Source organism: Zhengella sp. (assembly GCF_041397485.1).
Taxonomy (GTDB): domain Bacteria; phylum Pseudomonadota; class Alphaproteobacteria; order Rhizobiales; family Rhizobiaceae; genus Zhengella.
In genome coordinates this window covers 695,932-722,570 of record NZ_JAWKWO010000002.1, presented here as the reverse complement: position 1 = coordinate 722,570, position 26,639 = coordinate 695,932, and the positions used below count along the sequence as shown (strand labels likewise).

27 protein-coding genes and 1 riboswitch are annotated in these 26,639 nt (G+C 63.9%); of the genes, 6 read left to right on the top strand and 21 right to left on the bottom strand.

Translation table 11 applies throughout. The features are described 5' to 3' along the window. Positions 1–2: 2 nt before the first annotated feature. Complete coding sequence (locus R3D65_RS09495) at positions 3–584, bottom strand: hypothetical protein (RefSeq protein ID WP_371274969.1); 582 nt, start codon at positions 582–584, stop codon at positions 3–5. 81 nt (positions 585–665) lie between these two features. After that, entirely contained in the window at positions 666–1,784 is a 1,119-nt protein-coding gene (locus tag R3D65_RS09490; protein WP_371274968.1) for a 2'-deoxycytidine 5'-triphosphate deaminase, read from the bottom strand. A 46-nt stretch (positions 1,785–1,830) separates the two neighbouring features. Next, positions 1,831–1,909: riboswitch (SAM riboswitch) on the top strand. Positions 1,910–1,953: 44 nt separating this feature from the next. Here R3D65_RS09490 and R3D65_RS09485 point away from each other — a divergent pair. Beyond that, a complete protein-coding gene (locus R3D65_RS09485) occupies positions 1,954–3,141 on the top strand; it encodes an O-succinylhomoserine sulfhydrylase (RefSeq protein ID WP_371274967.1) in 1,188 nt (395 codons plus the stop codon). Between the two features lie 4 nt (positions 3,142–3,145). Here the strand turns inward: R3D65_RS09485 and R3D65_RS09480 are convergent, their stop codons facing one another. Then, on the bottom strand, positions 3,146–3,760 hold the full coding sequence (locus tag R3D65_RS09480) for a CDP-alcohol phosphatidyltransferase family protein (RefSeq protein WP_371275022.1): 615 nt from the start codon (positions 3,758–3,760) through the stop codon (positions 3,146–3,148). A gap of 358 nt (positions 3,761–4,118) precedes the next feature. Between R3D65_RS09480 and apaG the strand changes: the two genes are divergently transcribed. Further along, positions 4,119–4,511, top strand: a complete 393-nt coding sequence (gene apaG, locus R3D65_RS09475; protein WP_371274966.1) for a Co2+/Mg2+ efflux protein ApaG — start codon at positions 4,119–4,121, stop codon at positions 4,509–4,511. Between the two features lie 12 nt (positions 4,512–4,523). On the opposite strand, the gene R3D65_RS09470 is transcribed toward apaG, so the two are convergent. From R3D65_RS09470 to R3D65_RS09460, 3 genes are read right to left on the bottom strand one after another with little or no spacing between them, the layout of a single operon-like run. Continuing rightward, positions 4,524–5,501 carry an Hsp33 family molecular chaperone gene (locus R3D65_RS09470; protein WP_371274965.1) on the bottom strand — a complete coding sequence of 326 codons (978 nt, stop codon included), beginning with the start codon at positions 5,499–5,501 and terminating at the stop codon, positions 4,524–4,526. A 2-nt stretch (positions 5,502–5,503) separates the two neighbouring features. Beyond that, positions 5,504–6,427, bottom strand: coding sequence for an ornithine carbamoyltransferase (gene argF, locus R3D65_RS09465; protein ID WP_371274964.1), 924 nt, complete (start codon positions 6,425–6,427; stop codon positions 5,504–5,506). A 30-nt stretch (positions 6,428–6,457) separates the two neighbouring features. Continuing rightward, positions 6,458–7,636, bottom strand: a complete 1,179-nt coding sequence (locus R3D65_RS09460) for an aspartate aminotransferase family protein (RefSeq protein WP_371274963.1) — start codon at positions 7,634–7,636, stop codon at positions 6,458–6,460. Positions 7,637–8,020: 384 nt separating this feature from the next. Between R3D65_RS09460 and R3D65_RS09455 the strand changes: the two genes are divergently transcribed. Then, entirely contained in the window at positions 8,021–8,551 is a 531-nt protein-coding gene (locus tag R3D65_RS09455; RefSeq protein ID WP_371274962.1) for a GcrA family cell cycle regulator, read from the top strand. A gap of 107 nt (positions 8,552–8,658) precedes the next feature. On the opposite strand, the gene phoU is transcribed toward R3D65_RS09455, so the two are convergent. Further along, the gene (gene phoU, locus R3D65_RS09450) at positions 8,659–9,372 is read right to left on the bottom strand and encodes a phosphate signaling complex protein PhoU (RefSeq protein WP_371274961.1); all 714 of its coding nucleotides are present in this window, start codon (positions 9,370–9,372) and stop codon (positions 8,659–8,661) included. A 158-nt stretch (positions 9,373–9,530) separates the two neighbouring features. Beyond that, the gene (locus R3D65_RS09445) at positions 9,531–10,754 is read right to left on the bottom strand and encodes an ATP-binding protein (protein WP_371274960.1); all 1,224 of its coding nucleotides are present in this window, start codon (positions 10,752–10,754) and stop codon (positions 9,531–9,533) included. 94 nt (positions 10,755–10,848) lie between these two features. Between R3D65_RS09445 and ppk2 the strand changes: the two genes are divergently transcribed. Beyond that, the gene (ppk2, locus tag R3D65_RS09440) at positions 10,849–11,784 is read left to right on the top strand and encodes a polyphosphate kinase 2 (protein ID WP_371275021.1); all 936 of its coding nucleotides are present in this window, start codon (positions 10,849–10,851) and stop codon (positions 11,782–11,784) included. On the opposite strand, the gene R3D65_RS09435 is transcribed toward ppk2, so the two are convergent. The 3 genes from R3D65_RS09435 to R3D65_RS09425 form a co-directional block, all read right to left on the bottom strand. Further along, positions 11,741–13,636, bottom strand: coding sequence for a glycosyltransferase (locus R3D65_RS09435; protein ID WP_371274959.1), 1,896 nt, complete (start codon positions 13,634–13,636; stop codon positions 11,741–11,743). The genes ppk2 and R3D65_RS09435 overlap by 44 nt on opposite strands. A gap of 8 nt (positions 13,637–13,644) precedes the next feature. Further along, positions 13,645–13,857, bottom strand: coding sequence for a hypothetical protein (locus tag R3D65_RS09430; RefSeq protein WP_371274958.1), 213 nt, complete (start codon positions 13,855–13,857; stop codon positions 13,645–13,647). A gap of 76 nt (positions 13,858–13,933) precedes the next feature. Then, complete coding sequence (locus R3D65_RS09425) at positions 13,934–14,668, bottom strand: LuxR family transcriptional regulator (protein WP_371274957.1); 735 nt, start codon at positions 14,666–14,668, stop codon at positions 13,934–13,936. 202 nt (positions 14,669–14,870) lie between these two features. Here R3D65_RS09425 and R3D65_RS09420 point away from each other — a divergent pair, with 202 nt between their 5' ends. Continuing rightward, positions 14,871–15,722, top strand: coding sequence for a transporter substrate-binding domain-containing protein (locus tag R3D65_RS09420; protein ID WP_371274956.1), 852 nt, complete (start codon positions 14,871–14,873; stop codon positions 15,720–15,722). Here the strand turns inward: R3D65_RS09420 and R3D65_RS09415 are convergent. After that, a complete protein-coding gene (locus R3D65_RS09415; RefSeq protein ID WP_371275020.1) occupies positions 15,698–16,558 on the bottom strand; it encodes a sterol desaturase family protein in 861 nt (286 codons plus the stop codon). The genes R3D65_RS09420 and R3D65_RS09415 overlap by 25 nt on opposite strands. 97 nt (positions 16,559–16,655) lie before the next feature. After that, positions 16,656–17,069, bottom strand: a complete 414-nt coding sequence (locus R3D65_RS09410) for a tellurite resistance TerB family protein (protein ID WP_371274955.1) — start codon at positions 17,067–17,069, stop codon at positions 16,656–16,658. A gap of 163 nt (positions 17,070–17,232) precedes the next feature. On the opposite strand from R3D65_RS09410, the gene R3D65_RS09405 reads away from it, so the two are divergent. Continuing rightward, complete coding sequence (locus R3D65_RS09405; protein WP_371274954.1) at positions 17,233–18,888, top strand: lysine--tRNA ligase; 1,656 nt, start codon at positions 17,233–17,235, stop codon at positions 18,886–18,888. An 8-nt stretch (positions 18,889–18,896) separates the two neighbouring features. Here R3D65_RS09405 and R3D65_RS09400 read toward each other — a convergent pair whose 3' ends face one another. The 8 genes from R3D65_RS09400 to R3D65_RS09365 form a co-directional block, all read right to left on the bottom strand. Further along, entirely contained in the window at positions 18,897–19,205 is a 309-nt protein-coding gene (locus tag R3D65_RS09400; protein ID WP_371274953.1) for a polyhydroxyalkanoic acid system family protein, read from the bottom strand. 50 nt (positions 19,206–19,255) lie between these two features. Next, positions 19,256–19,960, bottom strand: coding sequence for a thermonuclease family protein (locus R3D65_RS09395; RefSeq protein WP_371274952.1), 705 nt, complete (start codon positions 19,958–19,960; stop codon positions 19,256–19,258). Positions 19,961–19,967: 7 nt separating this feature from the next. Further along, positions 19,968–20,603: a helix-turn-helix transcriptional regulator gene (locus R3D65_RS09390; RefSeq protein ID WP_371274951.1), complete on the bottom strand. Its 636-nt coding sequence runs from the start codon at positions 20,601–20,603 to the stop codon at positions 19,968–19,970. Between the two features lie 70 nt (positions 20,604–20,673). Beyond that, complete coding sequence (locus tag R3D65_RS09385; RefSeq protein WP_371274950.1) at positions 20,674–21,300, bottom strand: 2-hydroxychromene-2-carboxylate isomerase; 627 nt, start codon at positions 21,298–21,300, stop codon at positions 20,674–20,676. Positions 21,301–21,381: 81 nt separating this feature from the next. After that, positions 21,382–21,930, bottom strand: a complete 549-nt coding sequence (locus R3D65_RS09380) for a thioesterase family protein (RefSeq protein WP_371274949.1) — start codon at positions 21,928–21,930, stop codon at positions 21,382–21,384. Between the two features lie 21 nt (positions 21,931–21,951). Further along, positions 21,952–24,171, bottom strand: coding sequence for a 3-hydroxyacyl-CoA dehydrogenase NAD-binding domain-containing protein (locus tag R3D65_RS09375; protein ID WP_371274948.1), 2,220 nt, complete (start codon positions 24,169–24,171; stop codon positions 21,952–21,954). An 18-nt stretch (positions 24,172–24,189) separates the two neighbouring features. Beyond that, positions 24,190–25,398, bottom strand: coding sequence for an acetyl-CoA C-acetyltransferase (locus tag R3D65_RS09370; RefSeq protein ID WP_371274947.1), 1,209 nt, complete (start codon positions 25,396–25,398; stop codon positions 24,190–24,192). 26 nt (positions 25,399–25,424) lie between these two features. Further along, on the bottom strand, positions 25,425–26,597 hold the full coding sequence (locus R3D65_RS09365) for an acyl-CoA dehydrogenase family protein (protein ID WP_371274946.1): 1,173 nt from the start codon (positions 26,595–26,597) through the stop codon (positions 25,425–25,427). Positions 26,598–26,639 lie beyond the last annotated feature (42 nt).

Sequence of the window (26,639 nt, the reverse complement as noted above, 5' to 3'; positions counted from 1 at the left end):
TGTCACAGTGAGCGACGGTCACCCGCCGCAACACCGGCGCGGGCCTTGTAGGCTTCAGCGTCGCCGAAATCGGCGAAACCGGCATGGTAGGGATGGATGCCCCTGGCCTGTCTGGCATGCTTGATCGGGCACCAGCGGGTTTCCGTGCGCGCCGCGATCTCCCGCACATAGGCAAGAAGGCCATTGGCATAGGAACAGTACCAGCAATTGAGCTTTTCCAACCCGTTCAGATAGGCCAGCCTGTAGCGGTCGAAGACTATGTAATCGGCGCGCCGCACCTTCTCCAGCCCGTATGCGGGGAAGCAGACAGCCTGATAGACGGACGCAAAGACATCGAGCAGGACGAGCGGAATGAAGACCGAATAGATGACCGGTGCTGTCAGGATCACGGATAGACGGGCACCGGCGACGTATTTCAGCCAATGCGTCCGCATCTGGCGATGCAGGCGCAGGACTTCGGCCTCGAAGACAACCCGGCCGCGCTCCATGCGGTAGTTGAATGCCGCGCGGCGCTCCGCGATGGCCCTCTCAAGGTCGTCCTGCAGTTTCTCGAACTTCTCGGCCAGTTCCGGATAAATCGCCATTGCCATCTTCCCGCTGCGGTAGAGCCAAATCCTGGCGGGAAAGGGAGCCATGCGCCTTGGCTCAGGTCAAGGCAGGTGCCTTCAGCGGAAATGCTTCGACAGTTTCAGGCCCTGCGCCTGATAGTTCGATTTCAGGTCCGCACCGTAGAGGGTGCCGGGGCGCGCCAGCATGTGCTCATAGACGAGACGGCCGACGATCTGCCCGTGTTCGAGAATGAAGGGCACTTCATGGCTGCGCACTTCCAGCACGGCGCGCGCGCCCTTGCCGCCTGCCGAGGCATGGCCGAAACCGGGGTCGAAGAAACCGGCATAGTGGACCCGGAATTCGCCCACCAGCGGATCGAAGGGCGTCATTTCGGCGGCAAAATCCGGCGGCACATGAACCGCCTCGCGGCTGACGAGGATGTAGAACTCGTCCGGATCGAGCACCAGTTCGCCCAGGCCCCTGCCCTGCAACGGCTCCCAGAAATCCAGCACGTCATGGGCGGCGCGGCGGTCCACATCCACCAGGCCGGTATGGTGCTTGCCGCGATAGCCGATCAGGCCGCCTTCGCCGCCCATCAGGTCGATGGACAAGGCTACCCCGCCACCGGAAATATGCGGTTCGCCCTCGTCCACCAGCGCCTCGGAGCGGTGGAGCAGCATCAGCTCGCCTTCCGACAGCAGCGAATGGCCGTTGCGGAAGCGGATCTGGCTCAGCCTGGACCCGGTGCGCACGACGATGGGAAAGGTGCGCGGGCTGACCTCGATGAAGAGCGGGCCCGAATAGCCACGCGCGATCTTGTCGAATTCGCGGCCGTGGTCCGTCATCACGCGGGTGAAGATGTCGAGCCGGCCGGTGGAGCTTTTCGGATTGGCCGATGCCGAAACCGTGTCGGGCAGATGCAGGCTTTCCAGCAGCGGGATGATGTAGACGCAGCCTGTTTCAAGAACCGCGCCCTCGGACAGGTCGATCTCGTGCAGCTTCAGTCGCTCCAGCTTGCTTTCCACCGTCGCCGACGGACCCGGCAAAAAGGAAGCACGGACGCGATAGGCCGTATGGCCAAGACGCAAGTCGAGGCTGGCGGGCTGGACCTGGTCATCATCCAGCGGACGGGCGCTGATCAGCCCGCCCGTCTTGTGCAGTTCGGCAATGTCACGGTCCGGCAGAATGCCTGTCTGGCGCACGGTGCCGCCCTCCCCTGTCTGGCCGCAGAGCATTAACGCGCAAGCGCGTTGACGCAAGGGATCTGCAAGCCTATAAGCCCGTTTATCCCGTGGTGATTTGGCCGGCCGGCTTGCAGCCACGTTAAACAAGTCGCTAAAAAGGGCCGAATGACACCGGCTTTGCGACTTTCGCGGCCGGTTTTTTGTTGTGAAGGCTTGACCGATGGCTGAGACAAAACGCCCCCTCCACCCGCAGACAACCCTCGTTCACGGCGGCACGCTGCGCTCGCAGTTCGGCGAAACATCGGAAGCGATGTATCTGACGCAGGGCTTCGTCTATGACAGCGCGGAGGCTGCGGAAGCCCGTTTCAAGGGCGAGGCGCCCGGCTTCATCTATTCCCGCTACGCCAATCCGACCGTCGACATGTTCGAAAGGCGGATGGCGGCGCTGGAAGGGGCGGAAGACGCGCGGGCAATGGCGTCCGGCATGGCCGCCGTTTCGGCCGCCCTGCTCTGCCAGCTCAAGGCGGGCGACCACATCGTCGCGGCCAAGCAGTTGTTCGGCTCCTGCCGGTGGGTGGCGGAAACGCTGTGTCCGAAATTCGGCATCGAGACCACGATCATCGACGGCACCAGCCCGGAGGCGTGGGAGGCTGCCATCCGGCCGAACACGAAGGTGTTCTTCCTGGAAAGCCCGACGAATCCGACACTGGCGGTGATCGACATCGCGGCGGTCACAGCCCTTGCCAATGCCCATGGCATCACGGTCGTTGTCGACAATGTCTTCGCGACGCCGCTTTACCAGAAGCCGCTGGAACTGGGCGCCCATGTGGTCGTCTATTCGGCCACCAAGCACATTGACGGGCAGGGCCGGTGCCTTGGCGGCATCGTGCTGTCATCGAAGGACTGGATCGACGAGAACCTGCACGACTATTTCCGCCATACCGGCCCCAGCCTTTCGCCGTTCAACGCCTGGACGCTGCTGAAGGGGCTGGAAACGCTGCCGCTGCGCGTGGCGCAGCAGACGGCGAGCGCGGGCCAGATCGCCGATTTCCTGGCCGGTCACGGCAAAGTGGCGCAGGTCATCTATCCCGGGCGGGCCGACCATCCGCAGGCCGCCATCATCGCGCGGCAGATGGCCGGCGGCTCCACCATGGTCTGCATGGAACTGAATGGCGGCAAGGACGCTGCCTTCGCCTTCGAGAACGCCCTGGAGATCTTCGCCATTTCCAACAATCTGGGCGATGCCAAGAGCCTCGTCACCCACCCCAGCACGACCACGCACAAGAACCTGAGCGAGGAGGCGCGGCTGGAACAGGGCATCCGGCCCGGCACGGTGCGCCTGTCGGTCGGGCTGGAACATGCCGGCGACCTGATCGCCGATCTCGAACAGGCGCTGGCGCGGGCCTGACCGGTCAGCGGCGCGCGGCGAATGTGCGCCGGGCCAGCAGGATGCGCATGGCCGCCGTGTAGAGGCACACGGCGGCGAAACACCACGCGATGACGGCGAACCAGGCCGGGAACAGGCACATGGCGACGAAGACGGCAATGGTCTCGGTGGCTTCCGCCAGGCCGGTGGTGAAATAGAGCGACTTTTCGCCCCGGGCCGTGGTTTCCATGGCATGGCGCTCGGCCAGCACCGCATAGGCCAGAAAACTGGCGCCATTGGCATAGAAGGTGAAGAGAAGCGCCGCGGCCGCCAATGCATTGGCTTGCGGGTCGAGCATGGCGAAGGCCAGCGGGATGGCGCCGTAGAAAATGAAATCCAGGACGATGTCGAGATAACCGCCATAGCCGGTCTTGCCGCGGATCGCGGCGACGGCGCCGTCAAGCCCGTCGGCGAGCCGGCTGGCGAGCAGCAGGGCGAGCCCGGTCCATAGCCATCCGCCTGCAATGGCGCCAGCCGCCGCCATGCCGATCGCCCAGCCGCACCAGGTCACCATGTTTGCACTGACGCCCCAGGCGGCCAGCTTGCGCGCCATGGCCCTGAGGCCCGGATCGATGCGCCTGCGCACCCAGCCATCCAGCATGCTATCCCCCGTGAAAATGACCGCGCCTTGGCGGTTGCTCATCCTGTCGCGATTCAAGACGGGCGGGCAAGACCCGGTTTTTCAACAGAACTCCGATCGCACCCGATAGGCCGAAACGCCTCTATTCAGCAATGGTTGAACGGCTTGCTCGTCCGAACTGCGAACGACTTGACGCCATGGATCAACCTGTGTTTGTTTTCATCGCAAATACAACTATATGTTGTTTTTTCCTGAGCTTCTTTCTGAGGTTGAGGATTTCTCGGTTTCCCGTTCCGGCACCACCGTTCCTGACTGTCCGGGCCAAGCCCGTTGACGACAGGGCGCGCCATGGGTGTATGATCGCGCATTGGAGCCTGCCATGTATCGAGCACGTACCGAAAACATCGAAGTCAGCGTCGAGCCGATCTATCTCGATGACGAATCCGAGCCCGAGGAAAACCGCTTCTTCTGGGCCTACCAGGTTCTGATCGCCAATGAGGGCGATGTCGCTGTCAAGCTGCTCTTCCGGCACTGGCGCATCACTGACGCCCATGGACGGGTGGAAGAGGTACGCGGGCCGGGCGTGGTGGGCGAACAGCCGGTGATCGCGCCGGGCAGCCAGTTCGAATACACGTCGGGCTGCCCTCTGCCCACCCCTTCGGGCATCATGCAGGGCAGCTACACGATGAGCGACGCCCAGGGCCGGCACTTCGATGTCGACATTCCGGCATTCTCGCTGGACATTCCCGGCACCGTTCGCATGGTCAACTGACCTGCCGGCGGTTCATTCCTTCTTCAGGTCCGCCGGATCGAACGTGTAGCTGGTGGAACAGAATTCACAGGTTACCTGGATCCTGCCGTCCTCGATGCTCTCGTCGATCTCCTCGGCGGTGAAGCCGTCGAGGATCGCGCCGATCTTTTCGCGGGTGCAGGAGCATTTGTCATGGACCGGTGCCGGCTCATAGACCGTCGCGCCATGCTCATGGAACAGACGGTAGAGCAGGCGCTCGGCGCCGACGGTCGGATCCCAGAGTTCCGTCGGCTCGATGGTAGCAAGAAGCGCCTCCGTTTCGCGCCAGGCATTGTCCACCGGGACATGGGCGCTGCCATCGTCGCCGTCGCCGCCATGCAGGTCGGGCATGCGCATGCGCTCCGGCGCATCGGGCAGGAACTGGGCGACGATGCCACCGGCGCGCCATTGCTGGAGGTTTCCGGGCAGGATTTGCCGGCCGGCCGAAAGGCGTACGGCGGTGGGGATCTGCTCGGACTGGCGGAAGTATTTCTGCGCCACCGTTTCGAGGCTGGACCCGTCCAGTTCGACAATTCCCTGATAGCGCTGCATGTGAACGCCCTGGTCGATGGTCAGGGCCAGGATGCCCTTGCCAAGGAGATCCTCCGGCGCGGTGCGGCCGGTTTCCACCGCCTCGGCGAGCCGCGCCTCGTCATATCGGGCATAGGCGCGTACGCCGTCCGGCGTGGTGAAGTCGGCCACCAGCATGTCCACCGGCCCGTCGGACTGGGTCTGGAAGATGAACTTGCCGTTGAACTTCAGCGATGTGCCGAGCAGGACCGCCAGCGTCGTCGCCTCGGCCAGAAGCAGGCTGACCTCCGGCGGATAAGCGTGGCGGGAGAGAATGGAATCCAGTTCCGGGCCAAGCTGGACAATGCGGCCGCGCACATCCAGAGGCGACACCTGAAACGGCACGACGGCATCGTCGCCGGCGTGTCCGATCTCGCCAAGCTCCTTGTCACTGTCAGTCACGGTCAGCGCCCCGCTGTGAAACACCAGTTGATGATGGCCTTTTGCGCATGAAGCCGGTTTTCAGCCTCGTCGAAGACCACGGAATGCGGTCCGTCGATGACCTCGTCGGTCACTTCCTCGCCCCGATGGGCAGGAAGACAATGCATGAACAGGGCGTCGGGTTTCGCATGCGCCATCAGTTCCGCGTTGACCTGGTAGGGCAGAAAGACGTTATGCCCGCGGGCGCGGTGCTCCTGCCCCATCGAAACCCAGGTGTCGGTGACCACGCAATCGGCGCCGGTCACGGCTTCCACCGGGTCGGGGGTCAGCGTGATGGTGCCGCCATTTGCGCGGGCCCAGTCGACGAATGCCGGCGAGGGCTCGCTGCCTTCCGGATGCGCGATGGCCAGTTCGAACCGGAAGCGGGCTGACGCCTCCATGAGCGAATGGAGAACATTGTTGCCATCACCGGTCCAGGCGAAACGCTTTCCGGCAACCGGCCCGCGATGCTCCTCGAAGGTCAGCAGGTCGGCCATGATCTGGCAGGGATGCGTGTCATCGGTCAGGCCGTTGATGACGGGAACGGTCGCCGCATCGGCCAGTTCGAGCAGGCGGGCATGCTCTGTGGTGCGGATCATGATCGCATCGACATAGCGCGACAGAACCTTCGCGGTGTCCGCGATCGTCTCGGAGCGGCCGAGCTGCATCTCGGTACCGGTGAGCATGATCGTCTCGCCGCCGAGCTGGCGCATGCCGACATCGAAGGAAACGCGGGTGCGCGTGGACGGCTTCTCGAAGATCATGGCCAGCACCTTGCCCTCCAGCGGACGCGGACCTTGACCGGCCTTGGTGGCTGCCTTGATCTGGCGGGCGCTGTCGAGCATCCCGCGCAGTTCCGATGGACTGACGGCGGAAAGGTCGAGGAAATGGCGCATGGTGTCGGCCATGGCTGGGCTCCATCCGTTTCTTGTGATTGGCTATGGCGTGGCCAGGCTGGCGGCGGCCTCGCGAACCCGCTCGACCGCGATGCGGATCTCGTCGTCGGAGGCGGTGAGCGGCGGCAGGAAGCGAAGGACGTTGTCGCCTGCCGGCACGGCCAGAAGCCTGGCGGCCCGCAATGCGGTATTGACCGTCGCATTGGGCATCACGCATTTCACGCCGAGCATGAGGCCCGACCCGCGCACCTGTGCCAGCACGTCCGGAAATTCGTCGACGACCGAGGCAAGACCCTGCTTGAAGAGCAGCGCCTTGCGCGACACTTCCTCCAGGAACCCGTCTTCCAGAACCACGTCGAGCACGGCATTGGCCACTGCCATGGCCAGCGGATTGCCGCCAAAGGTGGTGCCGTGCGTACCGGCAGCCATGCCGCTGGCCGCCTCTTCCGTTGCAAGGCAGGCGCCGACGGGGAACCCGCCGCCAATGCCTTTCGCGATGGCCATGATGTCTGGCGTCACGCCCGACCATTCATGTGCGAACAGACGGCCGGTGCGCCCGACGCCGCTCTGCACCTCGTCGAGGATGAGCAGCGCGCCGCTCCTGTCGCACAGGTCGCGCAGGTCGCGCATCGTCTCGCCCGATACCGGCCGGATGCCGCCCTCGCCCTGGATCGGCTCGATGAGAATGGCAGCGGTGGTTTCGCCCATGGCTGCGAGCAGGGCTTCCCGGTCGCCGAAGGGCACCTGCATGAAGCCCGGCGCCTTCGGGCCGAAGCCCTCAAGGTATTTCGCCTGTCCGCCAGCGGCGATGGTGGCCAGGGTGCGCCCGTGGAAGGCGCCCTCGAAGGTGATGATGTCGATCCGCTCCGGCTGGCCCTTCTGAAAATGGTAGCGGCGCGCGGTCTTGATCGCGCATTCCAGCGCCTCGGCGCCCGAATTGGTGAAGAACACCTTGTCGGCAAAGGTATGCTCGGCAAGCCGCTCGGCGAGCCGGCGCTGGCCGGGAATCTCGAAAAGGTTGGATGTGTGCCACAGCTTGCCGGCCTGCTCGGTGAGCGCGGCAACGAGATGGGGATGGCAATGGCCAAGCGAGTTGACCGCGATGCCGCCGGAGAAGTCCAGATAACGGTCGCCGTCGCTCATATGGAGCCATGATCCCTCCCCGCGTTCCGGCGACACCGGAATGCGTGCATAGGTATCAAACAATGCGGACCCAGACATACCGTCCCATCTCCAGAGAGAGCCCCGGACGGGGCAAGGAAAATCAAAAAAAGCCGCCTCTCCGGGCGGCCGGCGGCACTATTCCCGTTCTACGGCATGAAGTCAATCTATGCCGCTCCGGCGGGTATTTCAAACGCCGCAAACGGGCCCCGGCACGATCTGTCGCATTTCGGACTCACCCCGGAAGCAAATTTGGGGAAAACCGCGAAAAGGTCGGACGGCACGAGGCCGGACTCTTGTCACCGAGTCACCGGGTATTGTAGCTTTCAGCCAATCAAAGACTACATCTCGTGCGGCGAACCCTACATGTTGCGTATCAGGGCGCCCGGTCATCCGGGCGGACGCCGGGGGATTCAATGAAATGCGGCGACCGGAGCAATGACCATGAACTGGACCGATGAGCGGGTTGAACTCCTCAAGAAACTATGGGCGGAGGGCCTGAGCGCCAGCCAGATCGCCGCCCAGCTGGGCGGGGTGAGCCGCAACGCGGTGATCGGCAAGGTCCACCGGCTCAAGCTCTCCGGGCGCGGCCGCCCGGCTGCCAGCCAGCAGCGGCCCAAGAAAACCGGCCGCCCCGCGGCCGCCACACCGGCCAAACCGGCACAGCGGACCGGAAATCCAGCGCCGCGGCCGACGCCGATGACCTCGGGGGCGAACGCGCTGAAAGCCGACTTCGATGTCGATGTGATCGCGGAGGAAGTGCCCGCCCCGCGCAGCCTCGAAGTGGTCGTGCCGATTTCGCGCAAACTGGCGCTTACCGACCTGACCGAACGCACCTGCAAGTGGCCGATCGGCGATCCGCTGGCCGAGGATTTCCATTTCTGCGGCAACGATTCCGGCGAGAGCGGACCCTATTGCACCTATCATGCGCGCCTGGCCTTCCAGCCTGCTTCCGAGCGGCGGCGCAACCGCTAAACCGCGCCGGCGGGAACCGTCTCGCCCGACATGGCGGTGAGGCAGTTCGACTTGTTGCCCCGCCGGCAGACAGCCTGAATGCATCCACGGCCTTCAAGGCCGCGATTTCAGGACTTGAAAGCGACCGTGTGACTGTCATCATCCTTCGGCCGGTCCGCTTCGAGCTGACGGCCGGTGGCGATGAAATAGACCGTCTCGGCCACATTGGTCGCATGATCGCCGATGCGCTCGATGTTCTTGGCGCAGAAGAGCAGATGGGTGCAGGCAGAGATGTTGCGCGGATCCTCCATCATGTAGGTCAGCAACTCGCGAAAAAGCGAGGTGTACATGCTGTCGATTTCCTCGTCCCGGTCGCGCATGGCCGGGATGCGGTCGACGGAGCGCGTGGCATAGGCGTCCAGAACATCCTTGAGCTGGCCAAGCGCCAGTTCCGCCAGCGCCTCCAGTCCCCGGTAGAAGCTGCGCGGCTGCGTGTCGCGGGTGATGACGGCAACGCGCTTGGCAATGCTCTTGCCGAGATCGCCCACCCGCTCAAGGTCGGCGGCAATGCGCATGGCGCCGACAACCTCGCGCAGGTCCTGCGCCATCGGCTGGCGGCGCGCGATGATGGCCACGGCCTTGTCGTCTATCTCGCGCTGCAACCGGTCCAGAACCATGTCGCGGTCGCGCACCTCGTCGCCAAAGCTTTCGTCGGCCCGCACCAGTGCCGAAACCGCGTCGAAGACAATCGATTCCGCCATTCCGCCCATCTGGGCGATCTTGTCGGACAGGGCATGAAGATCGGCATCGAAGCCGCGTACCGTGTGATTTGATTCCGGCATTTGAAAACCTGTTTCCTCCCATGGATGCTTTCGTCGCGAAACTCGCTCCATTTGAATAACCGGCTAACATGTTTTGCCGGACTTGTCGTGCGATACCTGTTTCCTGCCGCCTGCTATAAAATGCATGCATGGCAAACAGACAGGCCGGCGGCAGGGGATCAGGCCAGCGGGAGCACTACGGTGAAGGTCGATCCCTGGCCCGGTTCCGATTCAATGCGCAACTGGCCGCTGTGACGGGCCACGATGTGCTTGACGATGGCGAGCCCGAGGCCAGTGCCCTTGCGCAGCCGGCTCTCGTCGGCGTCAACGCGGTAGAAGCGCTCGGTGATCCGCGGAAGATGCTCCCTGGCAATTCCCTTGCCGTAATCGCGGATGGCGACCGCGACGGCGGGCTTTCCGTCCATGCTGGCAGGCGATGCGGTCACATCGACACGGCCGCCGCTGCCGCCATATTTGCAGGCATTGGCCAGCAGGTTTTCAAAAACCTGAAACAATTCATCCTCCTCGCCGGAGACCATGCGTGGGGCCGCGTCCCACCGGCTGCTGATCTCCACACCGCTTTCGCCCGCCAGATGCGACAGCGAGCCGATCAGGCGCTCCACGAGGGATGCGAGATCGACCGGTTGCCGACTGCGCAAGACTGGCTTCATTTCAAGACGCGACAATGACAGCAAGTCGTCGATCAGGCGTGCCATGCGGTCGGTCTGGCTCTGCATGATGCCAAGGAACCGCTCGCGTGCCTTCGCATCGTCCCTTGCCGGACCGCGCAACGTCTCGATGAAGCCGGACACCGAGGCAAGGGGCGTGCGCAGCTCATGGCTTGCATTGGCGATGAAATCGGAGCGCATGCGCTCCATGCGCCAGACTTCCGTCCGGTCGGAAAAGGTGGCCAGGAAATGGCCGGGCGTGCCGGCAAGCGGGCTTGCGGTGACACGGAAGCGGCGCTCCAGCGGCGAACGCTCGGAATAGTCGGTGGCGCGCGGCTTGCCGTCCTTCAAGACATGATCGACAAGATCCATCATCTCAGCGGTGCGGAAGCGCAGCCGGAAGGACGCCCCGCGCCGGAATTCACCGAAAACCTCACGGGCCGCCTGGTTCGCGAAGACCACTTCGGCATTTCGGCCGAAAACGACAAGCGGATCGGGCATCGCATCGGCGAAACGGCGCACTTCGTCATCGCCGGCAGGTTCGAGCACCACTGGCGGTGCCTTCGTTTCGCGCCTTTCCGCCGACAACCGCAGGATCTGGTAAATGGCGACAAGGATCACGAGCAGCATACCGGCGGCCGCATAGCCCGGGCGCGTGGCACTCAGCCAGAATGAAACAAGGCCGGCAAGAAGCAGAAAGACCGTGGCACGCCAGGGATCGGCAAGTCGTCGCATGATTTCCTTTCCGGCCGCAGCCAATGGCGCCGCCTGCCCGGCCCCGGTTTCCATCGCGAACCGTTTGGGGCAAAGATCAGCTTCCTTGTTTTGTTTGAATGAAGGTTTGATGACAATGGGAAAGCGTCTCAGCCATATTGGCGGCACGGAACTGAAACCGGTTTCAATCGAGGTGGACGGCCATCAACGCGTGTTCGACATCGGCGACCCGGAGCTGCCGGATTGGGTGAAAGACAATGTGATGACCGCCGGCGGCTATCCCCATGAGGACAAGCTTGACCGGAAGGTCTACGACAAGACCCTGGAGGCGCTGCAGGAGGAACTGGTCAAGATGCAGGCCTGGCTGCAGACATCGGGCCACCGCGTGATGCTGCTTTTCGAGGGGCGCGACGCGGCCGGCAAGGGCGGCTCCATCTCGGCCTTCCGCCAGTTTCTCAACCCGCGCCACACACGCAATGTCGCCCTTTCCAAACCCACGGAGACCGAACGCCAGCAATGGTATTTCCAGCGCTACGTGGTGCATTTCCCCACGGCGGGCGAGATCGTCACCTTCGACCGGTCCTGGTACAATCGCGCCGTCGTCGAACCGGTCATGGGTTTTTGCACGACCACGGAGTATCTGAAATTCCTCGATGACGTGCCCGATTTCGAGCGCATGATCTCGGAGGAGGGCATTCATCTGTTCAAGTTCTGGCTCAACATCGGCCAGGAGACGCAACTCAAGCGGTTTCACGACCGGGTCCACAGCCGGCTGAAATACTGGAAGTTCTCGCCCATCGACATTGCCGGCATCACCAAGTGGGATGCCTATACGCAGCATCGCGACGCCATGCTGGAAAAGACCGATACCGGACATGCCCCTTGGACCGTGGTGCGGGCGAATGACAAACGGCGCGCCCGGATCGAGATCATACGCCACGTCCTGCGTGCGATCGATTTCCCGGAACGCGACGAAGCGCGGCTCGGTGAACCGGACGAGGCGGTCATCATGTCCGGCGCGGCATTCCTCGAAAAACGGGGAAAGGCCTGACCGAAGCCGGGCGGTGCGGGGTCTTGGCCCAGTAGTGGGGCGCGCGAACCAGTTCATGCAATGCGCACCAGGCGGCCCATGACTGCATGAGCCAGTAGAGCGGCAGGCATAGACAGTGCCAGGACAGGCGCTTGCGTTCCGGTGGCGACATGGCCTTGCACCCCAGGAAGAAATGGACGGCATAGGCCGACAGCATGATTCCCATGTCGAGATACCAAAGCCCGAGGGCCGGGCTTGCCGGCATGTCGAGGATGCCAGCCAGATGAAGCAGGACCGTGCCATAGATCACCGGATGAACCAGCGCGCAAAACACGATGCCCAGCAGGAAAACCTGCACGATGAGGAAATCGGCCATGCCGCATTCGCGGGCCAGCCGGAGCGGATGGCGCATGTGGACCAGCCAGCACTGCATCCAGCCCTTCAGCCAGCGGGTGCGCTGGCCGCGCCAGTCGCCGAGGTTTCCGGGCGCGTCCTCGAGTGTCGGCCGTTCGATCATGGTCGCGCGATAGCCGGAACGCACCAGCCGCACGCCCAGATCCGCATCCTCGGTCACATTGTAGGGGTCCCAGCCCATGACCTCGTCGAGGACGGACCGGCGGAAGTGGTTTGATGTCCCGCCCAGGGGCAGGAAATGCCCGCGCCGGGCAAGCCAGGGCAGAAGCCCGCGGAACAAGGCCGCATATTCCAGTGCAAACATGGATGTCAGCCAGTTGGCCGAGCCATTGCGCACGAAGAGGGGCGCCTGAACACAGGCGACATCCGGCTTCGCCGCCTGGAATGCCTGCCAGGCTTCCAGCAATTGTTCGGGATGCGGCCGGTCTTCTGCATCGTACAGGACGAGAAATTCGCCATGGGTCACACCGAGGGCATAGGCCAGGGCGTTGGGCTTCGTTCGCGGGCCGCCGGGCGGCACCACGATCACCTCGACGGTTCCGGCAAGCGGGTGCGCGTGGATCGCGGCAAGCGTTTCCTCGTCCCCGGCCTCGCATATGATCTTGATATCCAGCTTGGACCGAGGCCAGCGCAACTGGTTCAGATTGACCAGCAATTCACCGACAACCGCCGCTTCCCGGTAGGCGGCGACGAGAACGCTGTAGGTCGGGAGCAGTGCCGGATCGACAGGCATCAGCGGCGCGGGACGGCGTGTGCGGGCCGTCCCGATCGCCAGAGCGCGCAGGACGAGGCATGAAAGGAAGAAAAGACTGGAAAGGGCGTGAACGAGGGACAATGTGGCCTGCGGCGCCAGCAGGAAACCGGCCGGCAATCCGCCGGCGAGCAAGCCTGCCGCAAAGCTTTGCCAGGTGTTGGAGACCAGCCGCGCGGACAGGTCCGGCCGGGCCGCGAACAGCCGGCCTGTGCTCCGCCTGCGCAGCGCGCCGGCGTAGCGCTTCAAGAGCGCCTCACGAAGGCGGCCGGGGGCGACCACGGTCAGGGATGAGAACCGCTCGGCGCCGGCCTGCCTGAGTGCCTGCAGGGTGGGCAGATCGGAGATGTCGGGTGATACCAGGGTCTCGACCGCACCGCCTTCGCCCCTGTAATACGCCGTGCCTTCATGCGGCGGGCGCGAGAGCGCGGCCGGGCCGCCGGACACGTGGATCAGGCGATCCGGTTCGACATGGTCGGTGAAGGCAAGGCCGAGTTCGCTGGCCATGGCATGAAAATAGCGCACATCATCGACACTCGGCGAGGCCAGAAATTCACGCTGGATGGTCGTTCCATTGCGCGCCGCGCGATGCATGAGCGCGACCGTGTCACGCGGGGCTATGCCCGCACGGCTGAATATGCCGACAAGGCGAACCGACTCCGGATGCAGCCTGGCTGCCTCCCCGGGGCCGGTATCGGCGAGCCGCATGGCAGCGGTCAGATGGAAGGGGAAAGAAAACGCGCCAGCTTGCGCAGGATATCGCGCTTGCGGATGCCGTGTCTGCCGGAAGGTGACGGATCCTGCACCACGCCTTCCTGCGACCGGCTGAAAGCGCCGTCACGGCCTGGCTCCCGGCCAGACGCTTCTTCGCCGCCGGGCGCCGCCTGTTCAAAGCCGGACTGCCGCTTGTCGAACCTTGCTTCATTCACCGGATTGTCTCGCAAGCCCACCACCCCATGTTGCGAGCCTAACCTAATGCTCCGCAGAGCTGTCGAAATGGTGCGATCACGTAATATAGCCTTCACGGATGGCCATGGCGACCGCCTGGGTCCGGTTGACGGCACCGAGCTTCGTCTTCGCACTGAGCAGGTGCTTCTCGGATGTATGCTCGGAGATGCCGAGGATGCGTGAGATTTCCCATTCGCTCTTGCCTTCCGCTGCCCAGCGAATGCACTCCGCCTCGCGTTGCGTCAAACGGGCGAAGCGCCCGACACGACTTCCCTGGGCCAGACGGATCGCCTTTTCCATGGCATAGGTCGAGATCAGCGAAACCATGCTGAATTCCCTTTCGGCCAGTTCCATCGCCTCGCCGCCGAGCGAAAGCAGGGCCGGCAAGCCTTGCGAGGTGATCGAAGGGACCGAGATTCCCCTCCGGATGCCGAATTGCGAGATTTCCTCCATCACGGCGTTGCCGGGATGGCGCCTGCCGGCGGCTTCGGTTGCCTCGTTCCAGTCGAACGGCCGCATGGTCCGCTTTGCGTAGCGCACGACGAGGCTGATGCGGGCATAGTCGCGGTTCAGATAGCGCTCGACCCAGGACTCCGGCCATCCGCTTTGCAGGATATCCGCGTTCTCGCTGCGCGCGGTCTCGTTCAGCGCGGCCTGCGTCCCGACGATCATGCGATCCAGCCCGAAACGCGCCGTAATTCCCAGCAACCGGTCGCAGACTTCCTGAGCATTGCCCGCCTTGTCGATCCAGCCGATATGGTTCAGCGTATCGTCAAACAGCCTGCTACCCATCCATTTCGCCCCCTGACATTTTATTCGCACAGCACACACAACCATTTAAACAGGGTGCGTCTTAACTTTCCATAAATCCACGGTTGCGTCACGCGAACGTGTCCGGAAGCGGTCGCCTCACCCGCCGGCGCCTGCTATTGATCCGGGCCAGACGCAAGCCCTATGCTTGCCAGAAGCATTGCGCGACCGGAGGATTCTTTTCTTGCAACAGAAGACATCGCCACGGGCGTGGCAGGCCATCGCGCTGGCACTGGCCCTGTCATTGCCTGCACAGACCAGTGCACGCGCGAACGGATTCCCGGCACTCTGGGACAGCCGCGAAAGGCTTCCGGCCGTCACCCTTGGCGAGACCAGCCGCCTCCGGTTTCTCGTCATGGTTGATTTTCCGCCTTTCAGTTTCCTTGACGGAAACGGCCGGCTGACCGGCTTTCATGTCGATCTCGCACATGCCTTGTGCCGCGAGATGGACATGCTGGACAAATGCCAGATCCAGGGCCTTCCCTGGGGCGAATTGCCCGGTGCGCTGCGATCCGGCCAGGGCGATGCCGTGCTCAGCGGCCTGCCCGCCGACGACACGATGGAGGGTATTGCCCTCACACGCGCCTATTTCCCGCTGCCCGCCCGCTTCGCGACCCGGCGCGAGGCCGCGCTGGAAGAACCGCTGGCCGCCACGCTCGCCGGCAAACGCGTCGGTGTCCTGTCCGGCTCGGCACATGAGCAAATGTTGCGGGCCTGGTTTCCCGACGCGCAACCGGTCGTCTATTCGCGCGAGGCCTGGATGACCCAGGACCTCAGGGACGGCAAGACCGACGCGGTGTTTTCCGACGGCATGCGCCTGTCGTTCTGGCTTGGTGGCACCGGCGCACAGGCATGCTGCATGTTTTCCGGCGGTGCCTATTATGCGCCCGACCTGCTGGGCACGGGTCACCGCATCGCGGTGGATGCGCGTCAGGACAAGCTGGCGCCCGCGCTGGAGCAAGCCCTGAAACAGCTCTCCGCCAAGGGCGTCCTGAACGAATTGTATCTACGCTATTTCCCTGTCGGCTTTTTCTGAGCCTCGGGCAGGCCGACGCGATAGCCCGACCGGCGGAACGGCAGCATGAGCGCCCATGGCAGGCTCGCCGTGGCCGGCCCGCGATAGTCGTCAAGGCCGATGGTCATCCCGTCATGGCCCGCCCGCGGCTGATCCCGGTAGGTGCCGAACAGACGGTCCCATACCGGCAGGTTGAAACCGTAGTTGGAATCGGTTTCCGGCTGCCAGGACGAATGATGCACGCGGTGCATGTCCGGCGTGACGAGAAAAAGCCGCATCACACGGTCGAGTTTCAGCGGCAACCGGGCATTGGCATGATTGAACATGGCCGTGGCATTGAGCACGATCTCGAAGACCAGGACGGCGACGACGGGCGGGCCCAGCAGCACGACGATGGCAGCCTTCCAGACCATGGAAAGCAGGATTTCCGCCGGATGAAACCGCAGCGCCGTGGTCAGGTCGAAGCCGTTGTCGGCATGGTGCATGCGGTGGATGCGCCAAAGAAGCGGGATCTTGTGGCTTGCCCAATGCTCCAGCCAAACGGCGAAATCAAGCATCAGGAAGGCCAGGATGCCGGCGACAAGCGGCGACAGACCGAGGGCGGGAAACAGGCCCCAGCCCTGCGCCTGCGTCCAGAGCGCGGTGCCGACGGCGGCAGCGGGAAAGACAAGCCGCAGGACCAGGGTGGACAAAACGGCCATGGACAGGTTGGCAAACCAGCGCCGGCCCTTCCAGGCACCGACCATTTCCGGACGCGCCAGACGCGGCGACCAGAGCTCGAACAGCGCCATGACCGCAAACACGGATGCGAAGGCGCCGAAACGGATGACGGGCTCGGGAAGCGACAGAAGCATGATGTTTCACCCTCGATGTCCGGTGCCTGCTGCTTTGGAAAATCCGGCGCACACGGGCAAGTCACGTTGAGGTGAATTGGCCGGTGGAACGGCCTTCCGGTCACTCCACGGTGCGAAAGCGTGCCTGTGCGCCGCGCTCGATGGCCGCCACGGTCAGCTTGTCGAGACCGAGGCGGTCGCGCAGCATCTGCAGGAAGCGCAGTTCCTCCTGCTCGACATGCAGGTCGGCGGCGGCCACCTCGACGGCCATGGCATAGGCGGTGTCGCGCAGGCGGTGCGGCACGGATTCCGAAACGATGTCGAAGATGCGGTCGAGCCCGTCGTCGGACTGCAACAGTTCCCGGCAGACGCGCGTTGCCGAGATAAGCCGGTCTTCGCCGTAGCCCCGGAACACCGGCAGCGTTTCGATGAGATTGCCGATCCGCTTCATCTCGTCATCCGACATGGAGCGGTCCACCGCCGACATGACCACCATGACATAGACCAGTGCATCCTGTGTCGCGAGCAGGCTCATCTTCAACTCCTGATCAATTCAAATCGCCGCATAGGTAGGATTTGCAAAGGGCAGACGCAAGCAAATTCCGGAGCCGCCGATTGACCCCTGCCCGCCACTTCAATATCAGGGTCCGCGCATCCTGATATGAAGCAACGCAGCGCAACCGGAGCGCCCCCGTCCCATGACCGCGTCAACGCCCCTCTCGCCCGGCCTCACCCAGGCCCTCACAACGGCTGCCCAGACAAGCAAGGCCTGGCCCTTCGAGGAAGCGCGCAAGATCATCAAACGGTACGAGAAGACGGGCTACCCGGCCGAGGTCCTGTTCGAGACCGGCTATGGCCCCTCCGGCCTGCCGCATATCGGCACATTCGGCGAAGTGGCGCGCACGACGATGGTGCGCAATGCCTTTCGCGTGCTGACCGGCGACACGGTGTCGACACGCCTGCTATGCTTTTCCGACGACATGGACGGCATGCGCAAGATCCCGGAAAACGTGCCGGACCGCAAGGCGCTGGAGCCCTATCTGCACATGCCGCTGACCGTGGTTCCCAATCCGTTTGGCGGCGAGCATCCCAGTTTCGGCCATCACAACAATGCCATGCTGCGGCGCTTTCTCGACACGTTCGGCTTCGACTACGAGTTCGCCAGCGCAACCGACTACTACAAGTCCGGCCGGTTCGACGACATCCTGCTGCGCGTCGCCGAGCGCTATGACGCCATCATGGACATCATGCTGCCCACGCTTGGCGAGGAACGGCGGGCGACCTATTCGCCCTTCCTGCCGATCTCGCCCAAGACGGGGCGCGTGCTCTATGTGCCGATGAAGGCGGTGGATGCGGCCAACGGCACCATCACCTATCTCGACGAGGATGGCGAGGAAATCACCCAGCGCGTCACCGGCGGCCAGGTGAAATTGCAGTGGAAGCCGGATTTCGGCGCGCGATGGGCAGCGCTGGGGGTCGATTTCGAAATGTTCGGCAAGGACCACGGCCCCAACATGATGGTCTACGATGCCATCTGCAAGGCACTTGGCGGGCGTCCGCCGGAGCATTTCGTCTACGAACTCTTTCTCGACGACAAGGGCGAGAAGATTTCCAAGTCGAAAGGCAATGGCCTGACCATCGACGAATGGCTGGCCTATGCGCCCACCGAAAGCCTGGCCCTCTACATGTTCCAGAAGCCGCGCACGGCAAAGCGGCTCTATTTCGACGTCATTCCGCGCGCGGTCGACGAATATTTCACGTTCCTGTCGGCCTATGAGCGCCAGGACGAGGCCAACCGGCTGGCCAATCCCGTCTGGCATATCCATGGCGGCAATCCGCCGGCCGGCGACATGCCGGTCAGCTTCGCCATGCTGCTCAACCTCGTCAGCGCCTCCAACGCCCATGACAAGGACGTGCTGTGGGGCTTCATCTCGCGCTACGCGCCGGGCGTGACAGCGCAGACGCATCCCAAGCTCGACGAGCTGGTGGGCTATGCTATCCGCTATTTCGACGATTTCGTGCTGCCGGCGAAGACCTTCCGCTCTCCTGACGCGGTGGAACGCGCCGCGCTGGAGACGCTGGAAGCCTCGCTCGGAACATTGCCGGCGGACGCCGATGGCGCGGCAATCCAGGATGCGGCGCTGGACGTTGCCCGCGGCATCGAACGCTACCAGGATCACAAGAAGACCAGTCCGGATGGCGGGCCTGGCGTCTCTGTCGCCTTCTTCCAGATGATCTATGAGGTCCTGCTGGGGCAAGAACGCGGACCGCGCTTCGGCTCGTTCACCGCGCTTTACGGCATCGCGGAGATGCGCGCCCTCATTCGCAAGGCGCTCAACGGCGAACTGGCCTGACGGCGGTCCTATTCCTTCGTCAGCAGGAGACGGCTCTGCTTTCCGAGCGTATCGGAGAGCTTGCCGGCCATGCCGGCCAGCAAGGCCGGCAGCATGAGCTGGATCGTCATGTCCGTCTCGGTGACATCGACCGTGCCGGTCACCGTCTGGCCAAAGGCGCCGGCGGTGAAATGCAATTGCTCGTCGCGCCATTCCTTGTCGAGACGAACACCCATGCCGATGGCCTCCTCGACCTTGTCGAAACGGTTGCGCACCCGTTCCAGCGCCTTTTCGCGGCCCAGTTCATGGGAAACGGTAATGGTGACGGGCTTGGCCATGGTGGCTCCTGTGCGGGGATGCTTGCAGTCTCGTGCCACGCATATGGGCCTCATCGCGGCTCTTGTGAAGGCGGGGCGGGCGGATTGATCGCGCGATAGGCATAAAGCCCCCTGCCTTCGCGCCTGGCATCCTGAAGGCTTGCCTCAAGCGCCGGGGCATCCGCCCGCGTCACCCAGCCCTGGCGGGCCAGCCATGCGGCGACATCCTCCCCGCCCAGCGTGCAGGATGTGGCGATCACTGCGGGATGTGGCTTTTCGGGTGCGCGGCAGGATATGGCCCGGAGGCGGATCCAGCGGCGCAGCGCGGTTCTGGCCATCATGCCGCAAGGCCGGTCCCGTGCCTCGTCATCGCGGCAGGTGGCATCGAGCGGCAGGGTGGTTATGCCATCGAGGCGCAGGCGCTGGCCATCGGCCTCCAGCAGGTTGGTTTCAAGCACCACGGGCTTGTGCAGAAGCCGGTCCTTCCAGGCCGACCTGTCGGCGGGATCGGGTGGCGGGGCAGGCGTTGCCGGCGCGGCCAGCGGGCTCAGCGGCGCGCGCGGCTCGACACGATCGTATCCGGTGGGCGCAACGCCGGTCTTGCCGGAACCCGGAGATGGCGGCAAGATCCTTGGCCGGGCTGAACCCAGTGGCGCCCCGTCGTTGCGTGGCGCCAGCTTTTCGACCGGCTCCACCGGGATGCGCGGCCAGAATTCCATTGCCGCGAAGAGGAAAGCCAGCAGCATCACCGGCAGGGCCAGGTAACGCAGCCGCACGGCCGGCCTACTGGCTTGCCCAGAGGATGCGGGCCATCCAGTCCACGTCCTTGCGCTCCAGCAGGCGCGGGGGATGCTCCGGGTTCAGGGAGGCGAGTTCCAGTTCGGTGCGGCCCTGACGGGCCAGCACCTTGGCCATCACCTCTCCGCCCTGCGTGCGCACCACCACCCGGTCGCCCTTGCGGCATTGCGCGCCCGGCTGGACGATCAGGCGGTCACCGTCGCGATAGACCGGCAGCATGGAATCGCCCTGCACTTCCAGCGCATAGACGCCCTCGCCCGGCTGGACGGGAAAGTCCACGACGTCCAGCCCCTGCCCTACCGGAAAACCGGCATCATCGAAGAAACCGCCTGCACCGGCCTGCGCCACGCCCAGCAACGGCACGTGCGCCGGCATGCCGTAATCGCCGTTGCCCGCCCCCAGCAGCTTCAAGAACTCGTCCAGCGAGGTGCCCGTGGCGACCAGGACCTTGGACACGGATTCGGTGGAGGGCCAGCGCAAACGGCCGTCGCCGGACTGGCGCTTGGAGCGGTTGAAGGCCGTGGAATCAAGACCGGCCTTGCGCGCAAGGGCGGAGGCCGACAGACCGTGCCGATCGGCCAGGGCATCAATGGCTGCCCAGACGCCTGCGTGGGATAGCATGGCTCCTGCCTTTTTCGCCTCAAGGAATATTTACCTTAGGAGATCGAACAACCCGCTGTCCAGAGCACGATCAGGCCATGTTGGCAAAAAACGGCCCTCGTCCGGTCGCCAGCGCGTGATCGACGTGCTCCACGCGGTCCTGTCCCCAGAACACCTCGCCATTGAGCACATAGGACGGGCTGCCGAGCGCTCCGGCAGCGATTGCCGCCTCTGTATTGGCGCTGACGAGGGCGATGGCCGCCTCACCGCGCGCCTTGGCCAGGATCGCTGAAGCGTCGAACCCGGCCGCGCCCAGCCTGTCCGCGATGACCGCATCGTCGGCCACATTCGCTTCGTCCACCCATACGGCGCGATAGAGGCTGTCCAGATAGGCGAAGGCGTCGGCGCCCTCGTCCACCAGCACCGCAACCGTGGCGTCGGCCAGCGTGGGATCGGTCGGGAAATGCGCCGGCTTCAGGTTGACCGGCAGATCGCGCATGGCGGCGATGCGCTGCAGTTCCAGCATGCGGTAGCGCTGACGCGGCAAGGGACGCCGGGCTAGCGGCAACGCGCCGGAGGTCTCGAAAACCTCGCCAAGCCGGACCGGGCGCAGGTTCAGCCGGGCGCCGTGACGCCGCGCCACGTCGCCGATGGCCTGATGACCGAAATAGCTGAAGGGCGAAATGCAGGTGAAATAGTAGTCGATATGCGCCGTCATGGGTTTCCCTCGCTTCGCCGTCGTCCGGCAGGCTCATGCAGAGATTAGGGCCTGGCCAGAAAAAGGACAGGGCCAGGCGCTTTACGGTGCTGCCTGCCTGGCGAAGGTTCGCAGGTTGGCATGGGAGGTCATGAAGGCGCGCTCGGCTTCCGTCGGGGGCCGCGGCCGGTCCTCGTAACCCAGCGCCTCGATGACCTCGCCGGCGCGGATGAAGTGACGATTGGAAAAATCGTAGATGCCGGCCGTCGTCATCACCACGGCAGCGGTGGTGCCATCCTCCAGCAGGAAGCGATGGCGGCCGATGATCTGGCTGTCCTCCCAGGTCTCGATGGTGGAGACCACGTCGAAGCGCTTCCAGAGCCTTATCTCGCGCACATAGACGGCTTGCACGCCGCCCATGAGCGGCCCCCAGTTGCGCGCGCGGGTGAGCCTGAGAAGCCCGGAGCGGAAGAAGATGTCGAGCCGGCCGCAATCGGCCAGCATCATGTAGCGGGCATTGTTGAGATGAAGGTTCGGGTCGATGTCCGTTGGCAGGCAACGGAAGGTGAGCCGGCTTTCGTCACCGTCCCGGAACGGACCGCGGCGGCGATATGTCGCCGCGATCCGGATCATGCGGGCCCATACATACATGGGAGATGCGCCCTTTCAGCGTCAGGCGGCCTGCTTCTCTTCGGCTTTGGCGCCGTAACGCTGGTAGAAGGTCTCGCCCTTTCCGGCCATCTCGACCAGACCCTTCGGCGCCTTGAACTGCTTGCCGTATTTCTTCTGCAGTTTCTTCGCCAGGTCGACGAATTCGGCCACGCCCATGCCGTCGATATAGGAGAGCGTACCGCCCGTGTAGGGCGCAAAACCGAAGGCCAGGATGGAGCCGACATCGGCCTCGCGCGGGTCGGTGACGATGCCTTCTTCCATGACGCGGGCCGCTTCCAGCGCGATGGTGACGAGGAAGCGCTGCTTGAGTTCCTCCACATCCACCTTGTCGGGATCCTGCTGCGGATAGAGATCCTTCAGGCCCGGCCAGAGATGCTTCCTGGCCGGCTTGGCCGGATAATCGTAGAAGCCCTTGCCGTTCTTGCGGCCAAGGCGCCCGTGCTTGTCCACCATGGTGTCGACCAGCTCGACATGGCTCATGTCGACGGCCTTCTCGCCCATGTCGCGGATGGTCTGCTTGAGGATCTTCTGCGACAGGTCGATGGCGGTCTCGTCGTTGAGCGCCAGCGGCCCGACCGGCATGCCGGCCATCTTGGCTGCGTTCTCGATCATGGCCGGCGGCACGCCCTCGATGAGCATGTTGTAGGCTTCCGACATGTAGCGCAGCACGCAGCGGTTGACGTAGAAGCCGCGCGTGTCATTGACCACGATCGGCGTCTTTTTGATGGCGCGGACATAGTCGATCGCCGTGGCGAGCGCCTTGTCGCCGGTCTTCTTGCCCATGATGATTTCCACCAGCATCATCTTGTCCACCGGCGAGAAGAAGTGGATGCCGATGAAGTTCTTCGGGCGCGCCGAGTTCTTCGCCAGTCCGGTGATCGGAATGGTGGAGGTGTTGGAAGCGAAGATGCCGGTGGACTTGAGAACGGCTTCCGCCTTTTCCGTCACGCCCTTCTTGATTTCCGAATCCTCGAACACCGCCTCGATGACGAGGTCGGCGCCGTCGAGTTCGGCATAGTCCGGCGTGGCGGTGATCAGCGAAAGCAGCTTTTCCTTGTCGTCCGCGGTGGCACGGCCCTTCTTGATGAGACCGTCCATCAGGCTGGCCGAATGGGCCTTGCCCTTGTCCGCGGATTCCTGGTCACGGTCGATCAGGACGACCGGAATGCCGGCCTTCGCGGTGACATAGGCAATGCCGGCGCCCATGAAGCCCGCGCCCAGAACGCCGACCTTCCTGAACTTCGTCGGCTTGATACCCTCGGGGCGGCGCGCGCCCTTGTTCAGTTCCTGCAGCGAGACGAAGAGCGAGCGGATCATCATGCCCGCCTCGGTGGTCTGAAGGATCTCGGCGAAATAGCGCTGCTCGATGCGCAATGCCGTGTCGAAGGGCACGAGCAGGCCCTCATAGATGCACTTCAGGATGGCCGTGGCCGCAGGATAATTGCCATAGGACTGCTTGCGCAGATGAGCGATGGCCGGCGGAAAGAGATTGGCCCCGGCCGCGGAGTAGACCGGGCCGCCGGGCAGCTTGAAACCCTTCTTGTCCCACGGCTGGACCGGCTCCAAACCGTCCTTGATGAGCTTTTTAGCCTCATCCACCAGCTTTTTGCCCGGCACGACGGACGTGACCAGGCCCATCTTGAGCGCCTTGGCAGGCGACAGGGTCTGGCCCGTCGTCATCATCTGCATGGCCGACTGCGTGTCGGTCAGGCGTGGCACGCGCTGGGTGCCGCCGGCGCCGGGGAAGATGCCGACCTTGACTTCCGGCAGGGCGATCTTCACCGCGTCGCTGTCAGCCACCACACGGGCATGGCAGGCCAGCGATAATTCGAACGCGCCGCCCATGCAGGTGCCGTTGATGGCCGACACCCATGGCTTGCCGCAGGTCTCCAGCTTGTGCCAGAGCCAGTTCATGCGCCCGGCCGCCTCGAAGACGAGTTCGGCGGCCTTTGCCGGATCCTGTGCCCTGGCGTCGCGGATGGTATCGAAGATGCCGCGCAGCATGGTCAGATCCGCACCGCCGGAGAAGCTGTCCGTCTTGCCGGAGGTGAAGACGGCACCCTTGACCGCCTCGTCGGCGACAACCTGGTCGATGATGGCGTCGATCTCGTCCATCACCTCCTGGGTGAAGACGTTCATCGACTTGTCGGGCATGTCCCAGGTGACGAGCGCGATGCCGTCGGTGTCCACCTCGACCGTGAAATTCCTGTATTCAGCCATTTTCTTTCTCTCTCCCGGTCAGACGCGTTCGATGATGGTGGCGGTGCCCATGCCGGCGCCGATGCACAGGGTGACGAGCGCGGTGTTGAGATCACGGCGTTCCAGTTCGTCCAGCACGGTGCCGAAGATCATGGCACCCGTGGCGCCCAGCGGATGGCCCATGGCGATGGCGCCGCCGTTCACGTTGATCCTGTCGTGCGGGATCTCGAAGGCCTGCATGTAGCGCAGCACGACGGAGGCGAAGGCCTCGTTGAGTTCGAACAGGTCGATGTCGGAGATCTTCATCTTCGCGCGCTTGAGCAGCTTTTCCGTCACGTCCACCGGGCCGGTCAGCATGATGGCCGGTTCAGAGCCGATGTTGGAGAAGGCACGGATGCGGGCGCGCGGCTTCAGGCCCATGGTCTTGCCGGCCTTTTTCGACCCGAGCAGCACGGCGGCAGCGCCATCGACGATGCCGGAGGAATTGCCGGCGTGATGGACATAGTTGATGCTCTCGATCTCCGGATAGCGCTGGACGGCCACGGCTTCGAAACCGCCCATCTCGCCGGGCATGACGAAGGAGGGGTTGAGCGAGGCCAGCGACTGCATGTCGGTGCCGGGCCGCATGTGCTCGTCATGGTCCAGGATTGTCAGGCCGTTCTGGTCCCTGATCGGGATGACGGAGTTTTTGAACCAGCCCTTCTCCCAGGCATGGGCGGCGCGCTTCTGGCTTTCCACCGCATAGGCATCCACATCATCGCGCGAGAAGCCGTGCTTGGTGGCGATCAGATCCGCCGACACGCCCTGCGGCATGAAATAGGACGGCAGGCCGACAGACGGGTCCATGAACCAGGCGCCGCCGGACATGCCCATGCCGACGCGCGACATGCTTTCCACGCCGCCGGCGATGACGATGTCGTCAGCGCCCTGGGCGATCTTGGCCGCGCCGAAATTGATGGCGTCGAGGCCAGACGCGCAGAAGCGCGAGATCTGCATGCCCGGCGCCTTGATGTCATAGCCGGCTTCGAAAGCGGAGGCACGCGGAATGACCGACCCGGCTTCGCCGACCGGATCGACGCAGCCGAAAATGATGTCGTCGACCGTGCCGGTGTCGAGGCCGTTGCGGTCACGCACGGCTTCCAGAACCTTGGCGCCAAGGCGAACGGCCGGCACCTCGTGCAGGCTGCCGTCCTTCTTGCCGCGGCCGCGCGGCGTGCGCACGGCGTCATATACGTAAGCATCTGCCATGGGATGTCTCCTTCCTGTGCCGCAGTTCAGAGGCTGCGGGCAATCAAAAGCTTCATGATTTCATTCGTTCCGCCATAGATGCGCTGAACGCGGGCATCGCGGAACATGCGGGCGATGGGATATTCGTTCATGTAGCCATAGCCGCCATGCAATTGCAGGCATTCGTCGATGATCTTGTTCTGCAGGTCGCTGAGCCAGTATTTTGCCATGGAGGCCAGTTCCGCACTCAGGCGGCCCTCCAGATGCTCGGCCACGCAGTGATTGTAGAAGGCGCGGCCGACAGTCGCCTCGGTCTTGGCCTCGGCCAGCTTGAACTGGGTGTTCTGGAATTCCAGGACGGATTTGCCGAAGGCCTTGCGCTCCTTCACGTAGTCGATGGTCAATGCCAGCGCGCGCTCGATCATGGCAATGGCCGTCGCACCGATCATCAGGCGCTCCTGCGGCAATTGCTGCATGAGCTGGACGAAGCCGTGGCCCTCTTCCGCGCCCAGGAGGTTGGAGGTGGGCACGCGCACATCGTTGAAGAACAGTTCCGACGTGTCGTTCGATTTCAGGCCCACCTTGTCAAGGTTGCGGCCGCGCTCGAAACCCTCCACCTCATCGGTTTCCACCACGATCAGAGACGTGCCCTTCGCACCGGCGGACGGGTCGGTCTTGGTGACGACGATGATGAGGTTGGCGTTCTGGCCGTTGGTGATGAAGGTCTTGGAGCCGTTGATGGAATAGTGATTGCCGTCGCGGCGGGCGGTGGTCTTGATGCCCTGCAGGTCGGAGCCGGCTGCCGGTTCGGTCATGGCGATGGCGCCGATCAGCTCGCCGGAAACCATGCGCGGCAACCACTTGCGCTTCTGTTCTTCCGAGCCGTAGTGAACGATGTAGGGCGCGACGATGGAATTGTGCAGGCCGATGCCGAAGCCGTCGACACCGACATGGCTGATGGCCTCGATGATGGCGGTCTCGTGGGCATAGGTGCCGCCCGCGCCGCCGTATTCCTCCGGCACGGCCGGGCAGAGGAGGCCTGCCTCGCCGGCCTTGCGCCAGTATTCGCGGCCGACGATCTCGTCCTTCTCGAAGTCCTCGTAGTGGGGCGCGATCTCGGCGTCGAGCCATTTCGCCGCCATGTCCTTGAGCATGGAGACGTCCTCGGTTTCCCAGGACGGGCGGGTCACGCCCAGTATGTCGGCCGGATTTGCAGCCATCGGTATCCTCCCGGTTGTGCTGTTTGCAGAAACCGGAGCGGG